Source organism: Mucilaginibacter lappiensis (assembly GCF_050433765.1).
Taxonomy (GTDB): Bacteria; Bacteroidota; Bacteroidia; order Sphingobacteriales; family Sphingobacteriaceae; genus Mucilaginibacter; species Mucilaginibacter lappiensis_A.
This window is the reverse complement of sequence record NZ_JBNPWP010000002.1, coordinates 890,829-904,806: the sequence shown is the minus strand read 5'-3', so window position 1 is coordinate 904,806 and position 13,978 is coordinate 890,829. Positions and strand designations below refer to the sequence as shown.

The following is a 13,978-nucleotide window of genomic DNA, read 5'->3' as shown; positions in this document are numbered from 1 at the left end:
CCTAAAGACACGATAATTAGTGCCTGGAAGAGCGTTTGTGCTCAGTAAAGAATTAAAAAGGCATTGCCCTAACTAATTCAAGCACATTATAACGTATAGCCGGATCATTATCAATAATTTGTTCTAATTCTGTATCTGATGATACATATACAATTATAAAATTACGGGCCTGATTCCAGAAGTTACCGCTCATTAGTACTTTACCAGCGTTTTTAAGATTTTCATAATAGTTAACACGTTCTTTAATACACTGCTGATGCTTATTAGTAATTTCTTTTTCTTCGAAAAACAGCATTACATGGTGGGGTTCTTTATAGGCTGATGCTTGTATCATAAGAGAAAATGGTTTATAATTTGATTTTATATTTTATAAATTGTTACATATTACAGGCAACTTCGGTAAGTATGTTACCCGGGGCATTAAAGTAAAACCCATAGCTACCCCTTATATTACCCGGAGGGTGCTCTGTAGCAAAACCCGCGGCAACAAGGCGGTTATATAAATCGGTTACCTCATTTCTGGAGTCAAGGAAAAATCCGATGTGAAAAGCATCCGGATAGCTGGTAATCCCCTTACGGTTAAGGCTGCTTGCCATTAATACCAGGATAAAACCATCGCTTCCCCGCAAAACAGCCAATAAATTATCGCCCTTTATTTCAAGGCATTTAAAATTAAAGTATTGTTCAAAAAAACTGATACTGGTAGTTACATCAGTTACAAGCAGATTAATATGGTTAAGTTTCATTTGGTTTTGTGCGATAGTAAATGAATGTTCGTTTATTTAAATGGTCAAATTTTTTTATGGTTTCAGGGCCTTTAAAACTAACCCAAATGTTTGCTCTATTAATTCTTCATTAAGCTCAAAGCTGCTGTTTACATAGCTTTTTCCCTGGTAATGATATTTTATTAATTGATATAAAGGCGCAAAGGCTATGGACCAATACACTTCGAATGGAAGTGGTATTAGCTGTTTCTTTTGGATGGAATTTTCCATAAATGGCCCCAGGATCAATCCAAAAGTAGTAGTAAGTCTTTTGCTTACTTCTTCATAAAAATGGGTATACCTCATAATTTCAATAAATTCCATTTCTGTAGGATAGCTTATAAAATACTCCATCCGGTTTTGCCATTGTATTTTTAAACCAACAGCAAAGTCCATCCCAGGCGAAAAATCTTTAAAACTATAATCCATCATTTTACCAGCCACATCAACACAAAGTTTAGTGATCAGATCATCCTTATCTTTGTAATAAATGTAGATTGTAGCGGGCGATACGCCAGCTGCCTTAGCCAGTTTATTAACACTAAACCCACCCAGTCCATTTTCCACCACCATTTCAATAGCTTTTTGGCGTATCAATAGTTCCTTATTTTCGTCGCGTGGTCGCATAATTATAATACAAATATAAATGAGCGTTCATTCATTAAAGAATTTATTTTGAAATAAAATTAACTATTCGGTTTACTGCCTCAAATGGAGATAATATTAAATAAAGAAAACAAATGCAAACAATTTCCGTATACGTTTGTAGCTATGGTAGATTGAATATTTTATTTAAATAGTAATAAAATTATGTGTAACTTAGCATTATCATACTAAATGTTAATAATTATGGAAAAATTAATAATATTAAGAATGTTCTTTTGCTTCCCCTTATTCGGAATGCTTTTACCTGACGCCGGCATATTGCTTTCAAAAAATCCGGCACGTGTTCCTTTAACCCATGTAGTTATTGAGGTTTCGATGCTTTTTTGCATACTCATTTGTACTGCTGCTATTTTTTACGGCAAAAAACGTATTCAAAATCATGCGAATAAAGCTAATGAAGCATCTTATTTCTAAATTTTAGCACTCTGTTATAGATCAATAATTTTTACCTGCCTGTTACCTTATCTTAAAACAGATAATTGTGGGTTTTTTATATCCCAAATCTGTCCCTTAGTTTACAAAAACGGCTGTTTCGATTAAAACTGGCACACTTTATTTTAGGTATACCTTTGCTATATCCCGCTTAGTTTTGTAGCTGATACTTGTCAACCGTTATTCATAAATGGAAACGTTCTTATCCCAGTATTGTAAATAAGATTTGTAATGCAAGCTATTATAATTATAAAGGCCAGCTTAATTAAATAAGCTGGCCTTTTTTGAATTTTAGCTTTAATACTACCCTGCCTTTTTATCCAGGTGTAACTGGTTGCGCAGTTCTTTAATTTCTATTTCATAGGCTCGCATACGGGCATGTAAAATATCAACCTCTGTACGCATCATCTGAATTTCAGTGATCAATTTGGCCGATTCAGGCTTATCGATCTTTTTTTCGCCGGTGCCCAGAATGAGCCACTCAGGTGAGTATTTGAGCTGAAAACAAAGCTTACGGATAAGATAATAGCTGATATCCTGCTTTTGATTGATCACCTTACTGATGAAACCCTGGTCAACGCCAATGGCTCCTGCAAGGCCCAGCTGACCGCCGTATTCCTTCACAATTACCTTTAACCGTTTTATTATTGCTTCGTCAGACATATATGACTGCAATAATAAACAATTTGTTCATTTGGCAAATATTTATTTGTTTCTAGGGATTATCCTGAGCTATTTATCATTAAATCTGCAGATAAATTCAAGTTCAAATTTCAACATCCCAATACCAAACCGACTACTTATATTTCATCGTATTTTAAATTTTCATGAGATGATTTTTAAATTCCGGTTTTAAAACCGGTACTTTGCAAAGTATAGCGGCTGTTTTATAAACATCAACTGCTTTAGTCTTTATAGTATTTAGTTAGTATTTAGTATTATGAAACCAGGAGACAAGGTAATTTGCATAAATGACAGGATTGACCCTGAAAAAAGCGAAGAAATAAGAAGGGATTTTGAGATCTGGATAACTAAAGATAAAGAATATACCATTCGCGAGATCTTAGACAATAACGGTATAGTACCTGGTGTACTACTGGATGAGGTGCACAATTTCCCAAAGTTTTTTAAGTTGATAAACCGTTTCCAGGAACCAGCGTTTGCACAATGGCGCTTCCGTAAGCTCAATTACGCCAGCCAACCCGCCGAGGCCGTTAGCGAGGTGGAGGAATTGGTAGAATTGGAACAGGAAGAAAAGCAGCAAGTAAAAGTTAAATAGCCCCAGATAGTCCTTTTAAAAACCCTGTCATCCCAAGGATCGGAGAAATTCGTTAATAGATTCCTTCGCTATCGCTTAGAATGACAGATTTATTAATAGTTACCATGCCGTAATAAGGAATATTTACTTTAGCAATAAATGCTAATTATGCCAATTGGCATAATTAAAAATAAAAAAATGCTGGCTTTACTCATAAATACCTGCAGCTTCGGTTTCAACAAGTTGGGTTAGCATCGTTTTTAAAACCGCTTCCCGGGCCCATTGCTGCTCAATAATCGCAGCATCATCCTGATACCATTTTAACGGCGCATTTATTTCTATACGGGCTTTATACACAAAGTTTTTTGTTGGGTGCATTTTACTGCCTACATAATTGTTCAGGTTCTCCCCTTTTATGATCTTAGCAAACTCACGCGCTTTAATATCAACCTGCAGGCATTCGTCAAGCGAGTTCTTAAAATCATGTTTATCTTCCAGCCAAAGGGTGAGCGTTTCATCATTAAGGTCATGGTCGGCAATGGCAATACGGCTATAATCATAATCTACAGATATGATGAGCCACCATAATTGGTCTTTTAGTTTTTGTGCGATCTTTATCATTTTATTTGGTTTTAATTTATTTGTATTTACTCCTACTGCGTGTTTCTGCTACCTGAAAGCGGGTATCCAGCCCGGTATATATTTTTGTATTTCAGCAATTTCTTTATTGTATTTATTACAGACCTCCTGGTAAGCCTGGAAGCGCAACAGCGGTTCATGATCGGGTTGGGGCATTTCATTGTATTGATTGTCGGTGGTTGATTGTTGTAAGGCAGAGTAAGCTATGTGCATTGGTTTATTTTTTGATTTTCTGTAATTAGTATTCTTTATATTCTGTATTAACAAAATTTGTTTTTGTTGTAATTTATATTACTTTAGCAGAATTAATGAAACAAATATACAGAAATATCTTTATTATTTTCAAGAAAAATCTTTAATTAAATTCAATATTATGGATGATGTATCAAAGCCTAATAAAATTAAAACCATACGCCCTGAAACACTTGAGTTTATAATATTATACAATCAACTTAAGGGAAAAGCATTTACAGGCAATGCACAATTGGCAGAAACCCTTGGTTTTAACTCACCAAGCTCCATTACCGAGATTGTAAAGAGTCGACAGAACATCGATCCTGAAAAACTCAGAGTCTTTAAAGAAAAATACAGAAGTTTTATTCTTGAAAATAAATTCCCTGAAAATACAGAAAACTCTGCAACAAATAAACAAGCTGAGGGTATTCCTATGTATGAAATTTCGGCTACAGCATCGGGTGTGGAGGTATATAATGACATTAATGATTCAACGTCTGTTGGCCGAATGAACTTTCCTGGTATTGAGGATTGCGACTTTGCTTTGCCAGTTTGGGGGCACTCCATGTACCCCTATCTTGAAAACGGCTGCTGGGTAGCCTTAAAAGTAATACATGATAAAAAAATATTACCCGGCGAAGTATACTACATTGAATGGGGCGAATACCGCATGTACAAACGGTTATTAGCCGGCGATAACCCCGATGAGGTAATTGCCCACTCAGATAACACTACGGAAATGGTTGGCAGCCGGCTTAAATACGCCCCTTTTATTATTAAAGTTACAGATATAAAAAAACTATGCCTTGTAAAAGACATTCATAAAAAACACAATCATTAATTGGCAATTATCAAATGACAAGCTATAGGTTCTGTAAAATATTCAGGTAATTGGATGATCTTTCTGCTCGATGCGGAAGATCATACAATCTATGTCGGTTTTTATGCTCTCAACTATTTCCTCAATTTCGGTCTTAGTTAAGTCGCTCCTGAAATCATCGCGCATAGTGTTACTAATATATTGCAGATAGGGCGTAATCATGAGGTCATGTTTTTTATTCAGGCGGTCACCATCATAGGCAATCATTTTAAACAAGTGATCTAAATAAGTATAATAGGTACGCTTATTTAATCCTTCGATGTCATTTGAATCCCTTTTTAGCCGCTTCAAAAACTCATCAAGGGTCATAATCAATTATATTAAAATTCGTAATTATCAGATAGAAAGTAAATATATGAACAATGAGATAAATACTAATCCTCAACTTACAATTTATTATAGCTACCGGTTAATCGCAGCCCCTTACTATACAATAATGGTAATTGATTTTAACATACCTGTGCAATTCAGAAGAATTTCATGCACACAATCTTAGTGCAATGTTTACGTTTATCATTTCAATTATATTATTACTGATAAAATAGTGTAAATTTATTTAAAAAACATCCAACTATACAGGCAATTAAGCTATAATACACATTTGTAATTGTATTTGATACTACGTGACTTTTTTATACAGGTAAACCCATAATAAATTTCACTTTTTCATATTATAAAAATAAAAAGCTATAAAACAATCTATAAGCATTATTGTTAACCTCAGCACACTATAACAGACAATGTCAGCTAACACTATCAATTTGATTACTAACCAATTTAGTGTTGGGAATAAACTTCAAAACCTTGCATTTTATACTATGCTGATTTTGATGCTATGGATAATAGTAATACAGATAAAAGCTAAACAAAATAAAGCAGCTAAACATAAAACAGTTAAAACATCCAAATAAAACGCGAATTAGGTTATTTATATTTAATAATATCTATCTGCTTATCAATAAATACTTAGTCGCGACTTAAAGTCAGTACAAACCCATTTTATTGAAATTCTAACGCTTTAAACCTGGCTTTTTTTATTTTCGGATTTTCGTTATATATGCTTATCCGACCCGCCACATTAACCGATATTCCGCAGATTATGCAACTGGTAGCTGAAGTTGTACCAGCTATGATAGCTTCAGGCAATTTACAATGGGACAGTAACTATCCCAATGCTTCGGTTTTCACCAACGATATAAACCATGATCAACTTTGGGTAGCCGAAGTAAATGGACAAATTGCTGGTATAACTGCTATTACAACAGACCAAGAGGCAGAATACACCCAGGTTGGCTGGGACATTAACGAAACCGCTATTGTTACCCACCGCCTTGCTGTAAGCCCCCATTATCGCGGCCTTGGCATTGCCGCTGCCTTACTGCAGCAAGCCGAGCATGAAGCTGTACGCCGAAAAATAAAAACACTGCGCGTTGATACCAATACAAACAACCAGGCAACTCAAAAACTATTTCCCAAACTAGGTTATGTTTATGCAGGCGAAATTGGCCTGGGTTTCAGACCAGGGTTAAGGTTTTATTGCTACGAAAAAAGGCTACAGACCAAATAATTAGTTTTATTGATCAGATCAAAGTCCTCTTAGCTGAGCAACCAAAAACTACAAATTAAAGCGCTTCAGTTTAAACCAACTGTTAAGTATTAAATACTTATCAACATTTGTGCGATTTATCAACACTTCGGTAAAAAATAAGATATAATATTCATATATTTAGTTTTAATAAACCGCCTAAGGTCTGCCCCACAGACTACGGCCCCCTAAATTATAAGAACTGAGAAGATGGAACCTATTATGATGCTTGTGATTACAGCTATTATTGCTGCTATAATTTTAGTTGTATTTAATAAACAACAGGAAAGTAAAATGAGCAATCATCTGTACACCAATGATGTACAACAGCTTTACCTGCTTACAGCAGCTGAGTACAAAATTAACGCTTTAGAGAATCAGCAACAATTTAATGAAACCAGCGATGATACAGGAGCAGGTATGCCTAATATCGCTCAGGAACTAAATCAGCTTACTGCAGCATTTGAAAGTGGCGAGCTACCACTTAATGAACTAAATTCAAGACTTGATTATTTATTGAATGTTCTTAATAAAAAGAATAGCAACATGGTTCAGGCCTATTAGTTATTAACGCAATTAATTACTTAAATATATCAGTCAATATGCCCCCCCCGCCCATAAACTATCCTTTAATGGAAAAGATAGTTTATGGGCTGTGTTTTTTATAAATCTTAAGCGATTATCTTAAAATAACTACATACCCAGATATTTTGCGCAATCCATTTTTAGGATCAACAATATAATAATAAGTTCCGGCAGGTAACGGGCTGTTTTTATATGTACCATCCCAGGCCACTGCATAACCAATAGATTTAAATAACTGGGTGCCATAACGGTTAAATACATTTACCGTACAGCCTGGATAACCAACCAATGATGGGATACTCCATATATCATTAACACCATCGCCATTAGGTGTAAAAGTACTGGGTATAATAACGGGGTTTATAACATTAATAGTTACAGAAGCAGTAGCCGTACAACCGCTTGCTGATGTTACCAATAAAGTATACGTTGTTATCTCTGTCTGCAACGTACAAATTTCCGGCCGCATCTAATCCAACTCTGGTTGGATCATTAAAACTTGCTGCCGTGCCTGTACCATCCATATTACCCGGTACTCCATTACCGGCAAATGTAGTAACCTGCCCATAAATAGTAGCAGGCACCGCACCACCAGAATTAGTGGGTCTTAAAGTCGGTATAGGTACGTTAATTTGATAAGTATTGGGGTAGTATAACTAATATGGGGCGGAGTTACAGAAGCCGCTATATTAATAGCTTCTTTTTTGAATATCAATAAGGTTTGATTCCCTGATGCAGAAACATCCAGGTTGTTAACCCTATCCGGAAGAAGGCTTGCATTACAAAAAGCTGTAAATGTTCCGGCCCATAGCCAAAACAAAACTACTATTCCTTTAAAATATCTGTACACGATTACTTTAAATATTATAACACTTTAAAATAATCAGGTACAAACAACAAGATAACAGTATTACATATGGGTATAATTTCCTGAGATAAAGGGATAGGTTTAGTCATTCTGTTAATATTTACCAATAGCTTTAGCAGTCACCAAAATATGCTTTTTTTAGTAATTAATAATAATTGCTTGCGCATATTAATAACCTGCTTTGCTAAAACAAAAAAAGCCGGACAAAGCCGGCTTATACTTAAAAAAGAATAATTTTTTTATTAGCTGTTAGTTACGTCTGAAACCGCCTTTACCGCCGCCATTGCTGCCGCCGTTAAAGCCCGGGCCTTTGTCTTCGGCAACGTTAACTGTAATTCTGCGACCATAATAACTTGCTCCATTCATGCACCTTATCGCCTCTTTCGCTTCGTTATCGTTAACCATTTCCACAAACCCAAAACCCTTACTCTCTTTTGTTTCGCGATCCTTAATAATCCTGAGCGATTTAACCGGCCCAAAATCACCAAAAACAGCTGTTAATTCGGCCTCATCTACTTCTAAAGGAAGCCCTGCAATAAATACTTTCATCAATGTCTTTAAAATTTGCATAAAGGTACAAAAAATTGAGCGCATTACGGCAGCAAATAAGGTAAATGGTAAATATCAAAGGCTTTTTTTACCTTTAAATTACGCAGGGTAAGCGGCTGTCAGCTTATTGAAAAATCAATTCCTATTTTATAAGAAACTATTTAAGCTGAAGTTCAAAACTACCTTCAACACGGTAAAAAGGAGAGTTAACCTTATCATCTTTAGCTAAAAAGGTAAAGAAGGTACCTTTGGCTATAAGGTTTTCATTATTATATTTTTCAAGACTTATTTTGCCCGAATCGTCCTGACCTGCATATTGGGTTAAGGTATATTGAAGTACAGGTTTTTTATCATCAACCCTAAAAAGCAGTTGGCTTCCAGCTACTTTACTGTTAATATTGGCTGATGCGAAACCTATTGAGCTAATACCAAAGCTCATTGTATGCTCCTTGTTTATGGCTGTAATACCAAAATATTTACTATCTCCATTATGTACATTAATAAATGCTACAGAATCTGTGGCCGCATCAAATGTATAGGTAGAATCTTGAATGGTGATTTTCAATGTGCCCTTACCGGCTAAAAAATTGCCGGGAGTATTAATAATACCTAAGGTTGACACGCTATCGGTAACTGCTGTTTGTTTAACAGTGTCCATATCCTTTACGCTCTCATCTTTCTGGCATGATGATACCATCACCGAAAGGAGTAGAATAAAGGAAAAAAGCCATTTTGTAAACCTGATGCTATTCATGGGCAATTGGATAGCTAAATCTAACAATAAATAATTTAAAAATTTATCAACACACTAAATTAAACAAATATTTAACACTTTTTTACAACCAATAAACATTACAAGAATATCAATTGTGTCTTTAAATAGAAAAGCCGAAATAGTACTTTTACAACAGAAAGTTGATAGGTATGAGATAAAATAATCGTTAAAAAACTTCCCCAACGTTTATAAATAACCCTCTGGAGCCTTCGCGGCCAAAGCCATAATCAATGGCTATATTGGTTTTTGACACCTTATTAAGTTTAATGCGCAATCCTGGACCAAAACCCGGCTGTATGCTTTGCAAACGTGTACCCGGTGCAGCCGAAAAAGATTGTCCGTTTATAAAAGCTACTCCACCCAACAATCCGTTGCGGGTTATCTTAAAACGATACTCACTCTCTAAATATACCATTTGCGCTCCCCTGAACCTGCCCTGTATATACCCCCTTCCAGTTGTGTTACCAGGATCGTGCCCTGTTGCCGGCAGTTCCAGGTAAGCAGGCCTGCCATTAAGTATCAGCCAGTTGTATGACCAAAAAGCTAAAACATTATCTGAGTTCGCGGGGAATTTATAATACTTGCGTATATCAACAATTAATGAACGCCATGCCGTTGTGCTGCCCAAAAAAGTATAATTATCTCTATACTGCAATGAAGTATAAAACCCTCGCGAGGCATTTATAGAATTATCACGGCTATCAAACAGTGCGTTAAATGTAATACCTGTAGAAATGGCGCGCGCAGCCGAACCATATCTTTCAAAATCTGAAACGCCTCCGTTGGCCTGCCCTTTTTCTGACATATCCCAACGGTCGTCAAAAATATATCCCAGGCCTGCATAAAAATTACCTGCTACATGCCTCAATACCGTTTCATAAAAACGAAAAAAGGTATAATCCAATGGGTTTTCATTAGCCAAATCAGAGTTGCTGCCCAAGCCAAAGCTACTTTGCGGGTATTTATAAAACCTGAAATCTCCAATAAAATCATACTGATTATCTTTTGTCCAGATGTTGGATTGAAGTGGTATGATTACCTGTTTTTTTTGCGTGTATGCCGGATTAGCCGTAATTGTTGATATGCGGGTATTTGGAGCCGTACGGAAAACCACATTCCCGGAAAGAGTACCCGCCAAATTGGTTTGAAGGGTATATCCTATTGCCGGCACAATGGATATTACCGGCTTTGTAGTTACAGAATCAGCTTTACTTTCTTTATAGTTTTTATCAAACAGCGATTTTATTACATCAAACAGATCCTTTTCAAAAGTGGTATCCGGGTGCGCAACTAATAATGTATCCTTATATTTTGTATGACCTAAAGGAATATACCTTGTATCCTGCGCATATAATTTTGCATTACTGAACAATAAAGTTGTAAAAGCAAAACTCAGAACAAATATTTTTTTTATGCGCATTATGATATTACTAAAACAGAAACAAGGTCATAATTTGCAATTATAAAATAATTATTTAAATAATAACCTGACTGTTTGGTTTAATAAACCTGGCTTAACGGGCTTTTAACCTGGGATCGAAAGTAAATTTACTTACGCTGCTAATCTTTATCTTTTCAAAATCGGGATGGGCCGGGTTAAGAAGATAATTATACTCCATATCAATTATGGCCGATGGCACCTTTAAAACAGCGGTCTCCATTTTTCGCAGCCAGGTGTCGCCCAGGAACTGGGTAACAGGATAATTGATCACCTTATGCCAGTTGGTATTAAGTTTGGTGAGCCTGGCCACAGTAATTTCAAAAATCGGCAGTGCATCAGGTATGTGCAATATAGAAACCGAAAAATCGCCGCTATATAATGATGTACCTGGGGTGTGAACCAGTTTTTCAAGGCATGAAAGCGCCAGGGAACCTCCTGTATAAATTATATACTGCCCCAGCGAATTCCACCGCCCGTCAATTCCCGAACCTTTACGGTCAAGGGCGTACTTAGTTTGGCTTATGCGATATACGTTCAAAACAATTAGTGAATTAATGAATTTAAAAAGTACAGAATTAGTGGTTTAGCGAATCTTTTTTTCAGAGGATCACTAATTTATTAATTCATCAGATCACTACTTAAGCCAATACCCCGTAATCAATACGGATAAGTTGATTCAATACTATACTTATGCCGGTAAGGGTATCCAGCAGTTCAAAGGGTATAGCATCAATGCCGGGATTATAGTGTTTAAGCCAGCTTTTAAATTCATCAAGCGAACCAAAAGTATCAAGCCCCTTATCAAAAAGTTCAAAAAGCTGTATGATATGCTCACTAAGACCACGGTTTAATTCACGCGAGCCCTGTATATGCTTGCGCAGTGTGGGCTCGGTAATATCAAGCCACTTAGCAATATCAATTTGTGTGGCGCCGGTAACTTGTAACAAATCGGTAATGGCATCAGCGCGTAAACCTTGCTTTATTGCCCCCAGCTTAGCCAGTGGCGATTTAAAATAAGCCTCATAAGGCACTAAAAGATCATTTACCATTAGCGATGGATCAGTTTCGGGCATTACATAAGGGCGGGGCACTGCACGTTTAGCCTCAACCCCTGCTCCATGACTTTTAATTGCTTTGTTCATACACAAATGTAAATATTTTCTATTTAAAACGAAAATATTTTGTTTTTTTTATTTTAACAATAATCAGTCGCCTTAAGCACGGTACCGCTTATTACCCCAAATAATAACCCCACCCTATTAAGTGCAAATCCATCAAATAAATTATACCAAAAAAATTAGCAAATATTAAATATATTTCTTACATTTGATCTTGTAATATTCCAATTGGCATTTAATTCATAATGAAACCTAAAACATCCTATTTTAAAACAGCGGCAACACTGACCCAACGGATCAACGAATATTTTAAACATATTGAAGGGAAATATCACCTGTCACGCAGATCGGCTAAAATAACCCAAACCATAGCTAATCGTAAAGTATGGGAGCGTGAGCCCGAGCCTGCCACCATTTCAGGCATGGCATTATTCCTGGGTTTTAGCAGCAAACGTGAATTTGAAGCGTACGAAGAAACCGGTAGATACGCCACGATACTTAAACAGGGGCGTTTGCGTGTAGAAGCCGCTTATGAGGCCCGATTGTATCAAACTCCCACAGGCGTAATATTCGCGCTTAAAACCATGGGCTGGACCGATAAGCCAGAAGCACGAAAACCTATCAGCGAAACTGATAACACACTAAAAGTTGAAATTATAAATACTGGCCCCCTACCCGCAGGCAATGAAAAGGAGGTAATACTTTAACACCATTTAAATAAAATTCATCCAAATCATTTTGAAATGGCTAATATTCTTAGTATATTTGAATTCATTTATGCCAAATGGCATTTTAATCATAACCTTTGATTAAATGATGACTGCAAAACAATTTCAGTTGTTTACACAGGCTAATAACCAACAATAAATTATCTACAGATATGATCGATATCAATGCTCCGCCTTTTAATGGCCTCGGAGGATCAGTCCTTTTCAGGCAAAATTATTTTTCAAATGCTCATGTGATCATTAACCAGGGTGGCACCAGTTCGGGCAAAACATACGCTATTGAGCAAGTATTGTTTTGTTTAGCTTGCCAGGCTCCAAAACAAGTAATTACAGTGGTAGCCCAGGATATTCCCAACCTCAAAGCTGGTGCCCTGCGCGATGCGCTAAGTATCTATCATGATTCGGCTGCATTACAAGCCATGGTAAAAAGCTATAATAAAACCGACCGCATATTTGAATTTAACAATGGTACCATCATGGAGTTCAAGAGCTATGATAACGCCCAGGATGCAAAATCAGGTAAACGCGATTATTTATTTATCAATGAAGCCAACGGCATATCGTGGGGCGTTTATACCGAACTGGCTCTGCGCACTAAGCAACGTATCTTTATTGATTATAACCCTAATACAGGCTTTTGGGTGCACGAGAAGTTGATAGGTAGGCCCAACGTGCAACTTATTATATCAGACCACAGACATAACCCGTTTCTTGAGCAAAATGTAAGGGATAAAATTGAATCATTAAAAGAAGCTGATATTGAATTGTGGAAGGTGTATGCCCGGGGGCTTACAGGTAAAGTTACCGGTTTAATATTTAATAACTGGTACGTTTGCGGCCAGATACCAGCCAGTGCCCGCCTTATTGCAACCGGGCTTGATTTTGGTTTCACCAATGACCAAACAGGCTGCCTGCAGGTGTACCAACAAAACGGCGAGCTTTGGGTTAACGAGCTATTTTATGAAACCGGTTTAACTAATACCGATATCGCCAACAGGCTTAAAGCATACGAAGTAAGCACGAAAACGGAAATCATAGCAGATAGTGCCGAACCAAAATCAATAGAAGAACTAAAGCGCATGGGCTGGTATATTACCGGTGCCAAAAAAGGAGCAGATAGTATAAAAAACTCCATTGATATACTTAAACGTTATAAAATAAATGTAACCCGCAACAGTATTAATTTGCGCAATGAACTTAGCCGCTATAAATGGCGGGTTGACCGTTGGGGCAAAACCATTAACGAGCCTGTTGATGCCTGCAATCACTTGATCGATCCGCTGCGTTATGTAGCCTTAAATAAATTGAAGGTTAGTTACGATGCAAAGCTAAAATCGCGTATGCCATTTGCCCAAAAATCACCATCAGCCGGTGGTGGGATTTTTGATGAGCTCATTAGCTCTTATGGGCTTGCGTAACCTGGTCAGAAAATAATTAAACAATCCAACTCCTGTTG

The 13,978-nt window shown here is 36.7% G+C and carries 21 protein-coding genes; 7 read left to right on the top strand and 14 right to left on the bottom strand.

Going from position 1 to position 13,978, the window contains the following annotated elements; genetic code table 11:
* Positions 1–52 precede the first annotated feature (52 nt).
* Genes M2273_RS09280 through M2273_RS09270 form a run of 3 tightly spaced genes read right to left on the bottom strand, consistent with a single transcriptional unit; the run spans position 53 to position 1,391 of the window.
* On the bottom strand, positions 53–334 hold the full coding sequence (locus M2273_RS09280) for a YciI family protein (protein ID WP_429395781.1): 282 nt from the start codon (positions 332–334) through the stop codon (positions 53–55).
* Between the two features lie 43 nt (positions 335–377).
* Complete coding sequence (locus M2273_RS09275; protein ID WP_429395778.1) at positions 378–746, bottom strand: VOC family protein; 369 nt, start codon at positions 744–746, stop codon at positions 378–380.
* A gap of 54 nt (positions 747–800) precedes the next feature.
* On the bottom strand, positions 801–1,391 hold the full coding sequence (locus M2273_RS09270) for a TetR/AcrR family transcriptional regulator (protein WP_429395775.1): 591 nt from the start codon (positions 1,389–1,391) through the stop codon (positions 801–803).
* Between the two features lie 222 nt (positions 1,392–1,613).
* Here M2273_RS09270 and M2273_RS09265 point away from each other — a divergent pair, with 222 nt between their 5' ends.
* Entirely contained in the window at positions 1,614–1,844 is a 231-nt protein-coding gene (locus M2273_RS09265) for a hypothetical protein (protein WP_429395773.1), read from the top strand.
* A gap of 321 nt (positions 1,845–2,165) precedes the next feature.
* Here the strand turns inward: M2273_RS09265 and M2273_RS09260 are convergent, their stop codons facing one another.
* Positions 2,166–2,525 carry a hypothetical protein gene (locus M2273_RS09260; protein ID WP_429395770.1) on the bottom strand — a complete coding sequence of 120 codons (360 nt, stop codon included), beginning with the start codon at positions 2,523–2,525 and terminating at the stop codon, positions 2,166–2,168.
* Positions 2,526–2,802: 277 nt separating this feature from the next.
* Here M2273_RS09260 and M2273_RS09255 point away from each other — a divergent pair, with 277 nt between their 5' ends.
* A complete protein-coding gene (locus tag M2273_RS09255) occupies positions 2,803–3,141 on the top strand; it encodes a hypothetical protein (RefSeq protein ID WP_429395768.1) in 339 nt (112 codons plus the stop codon).
* 186 nt (positions 3,142–3,327) lie between these two features.
* Here the strand turns inward: M2273_RS09255 and M2273_RS09250 are convergent, their stop codons facing one another.
* Positions 3,328–3,741, bottom strand: coding sequence for a hypothetical protein (locus tag M2273_RS09250; protein ID WP_429395766.1), 414 nt, complete (start codon positions 3,739–3,741; stop codon positions 3,328–3,330).
* A gap of 48 nt (positions 3,742–3,789) precedes the next feature.
* Complete coding sequence (locus M2273_RS09245; protein ID WP_429395764.1) at positions 3,790–3,972, bottom strand: hypothetical protein; 183 nt, start codon at positions 3,970–3,972, stop codon at positions 3,790–3,792.
* 160 nt (positions 3,973–4,132) lie between these two features.
* Between M2273_RS09245 and M2273_RS09240 the strand changes: the two genes are divergently transcribed.
* A complete protein-coding gene (locus M2273_RS09240; protein ID WP_429395763.1) occupies positions 4,133–4,834 on the top strand; it encodes a S24 family peptidase in 702 nt (233 codons plus the stop codon).
* Between the two features lie 42 nt (positions 4,835–4,876).
* Here M2273_RS09240 and M2273_RS09235 read toward each other — a convergent pair whose 3' ends face one another.
* The gene (locus tag M2273_RS09235) at positions 4,877–5,182 is read right to left on the bottom strand and encodes a hypothetical protein (RefSeq protein ID WP_429395760.1); all 306 of its coding nucleotides are present in this window, start codon (positions 5,180–5,182) and stop codon (positions 4,877–4,879) included.
* A gap of 748 nt (positions 5,183–5,930) precedes the next feature.
* Between M2273_RS09235 and M2273_RS09230 the strand changes: the two genes are divergently transcribed.
* Positions 5,931–6,440, top strand: a complete 510-nt coding sequence (locus M2273_RS09230; protein ID WP_429395757.1) for a GNAT family N-acetyltransferase — start codon at positions 5,931–5,933, stop codon at positions 6,438–6,440.
* Positions 6,441–6,668: 228 nt separating this feature from the next.
* Positions 6,669–7,022 carry a hypothetical protein gene (locus tag M2273_RS09225; protein WP_429395755.1) on the top strand — a complete coding sequence of 118 codons (354 nt, stop codon included), beginning with the start codon at positions 6,669–6,671 and terminating at the stop codon, positions 7,020–7,022.
* 115 nt (positions 7,023–7,137) lie between these two features.
* On the opposite strand, the gene M2273_RS09220 is transcribed toward M2273_RS09225, so the two are convergent.
* The 7 genes from M2273_RS09220 to M2273_RS09190 form a co-directional block, all read right to left on the bottom strand.
* Complete coding sequence (locus tag M2273_RS09220; RefSeq protein WP_429395752.1) at positions 7,138–7,461, bottom strand: gliding motility-associated C-terminal domain-containing protein; 324 nt, start codon at positions 7,459–7,461, stop codon at positions 7,138–7,140.
* The gene (locus tag M2273_RS09215; RefSeq protein ID WP_429395749.1) at positions 7,412–7,627 is read right to left on the bottom strand and encodes a hypothetical protein; all 216 of its coding nucleotides are present in this window, start codon (positions 7,625–7,627) and stop codon (positions 7,412–7,414) included. Before M2273_RS09215 ends, M2273_RS09220 begins: the two co-directional genes overlap by 50 nt.
* Positions 7,628–8,160: 533 nt before the next feature.
* Complete coding sequence (locus tag M2273_RS09210) at positions 8,161–8,460, bottom strand: RNA recognition motif domain-containing protein (RefSeq protein WP_429395747.1); 300 nt, start codon at positions 8,458–8,460, stop codon at positions 8,161–8,163.
* A gap of 157 nt (positions 8,461–8,617) precedes the next feature.
* Entirely contained in the window at positions 8,618–9,241 is a 624-nt protein-coding gene (locus tag M2273_RS09205) for a hypothetical protein (protein ID WP_429395744.1), read from the bottom strand.
* Between the two features lie 160 nt (positions 9,242–9,401).
* Positions 9,402–10,655 (bottom strand): hypothetical protein, encoded by a 1,254-nt coding sequence (locus M2273_RS09200; RefSeq protein WP_429395741.1) that lies wholly within the window; start codon positions 10,653–10,655, stop codon positions 9,402–9,404.
* A gap of 94 nt (positions 10,656–10,749) precedes the next feature.
* Positions 10,750–11,214 (bottom strand): RES family NAD+ phosphorylase, encoded by a 465-nt coding sequence (locus tag M2273_RS09195; protein ID WP_429395738.1) that lies wholly within the window; start codon positions 11,212–11,214, stop codon positions 10,750–10,752.
* Positions 11,215–11,314: 100 nt separating this feature from the next.
* Positions 11,315–11,818: an antitoxin Xre/MbcA/ParS toxin-binding domain-containing protein gene (locus tag M2273_RS09190; protein ID WP_429395735.1), complete on the bottom strand. Its 504-nt coding sequence runs from the start codon at positions 11,816–11,818 to the stop codon at positions 11,315–11,317.
* Positions 11,819–12,039: 221 nt separating this feature from the next.
* On the opposite strand from M2273_RS09190, the gene M2273_RS09185 reads away from it, so the two are divergent.
* A complete protein-coding gene (locus tag M2273_RS09185) occupies positions 12,040–12,501 on the top strand; it encodes a terminase small subunit (RefSeq protein ID WP_429395732.1) in 462 nt (153 codons plus the stop codon).
* Positions 12,502–12,674: 173 nt separating this feature from the next.
* The gene (locus M2273_RS09180; RefSeq protein WP_429395729.1) at positions 12,675–13,940 is read left to right on the top strand and encodes a PBSX family phage terminase large subunit; all 1,266 of its coding nucleotides are present in this window, start codon (positions 12,675–12,677) and stop codon (positions 13,938–13,940) included.
* Positions 13,941–13,978 lie beyond the last annotated feature (38 nt).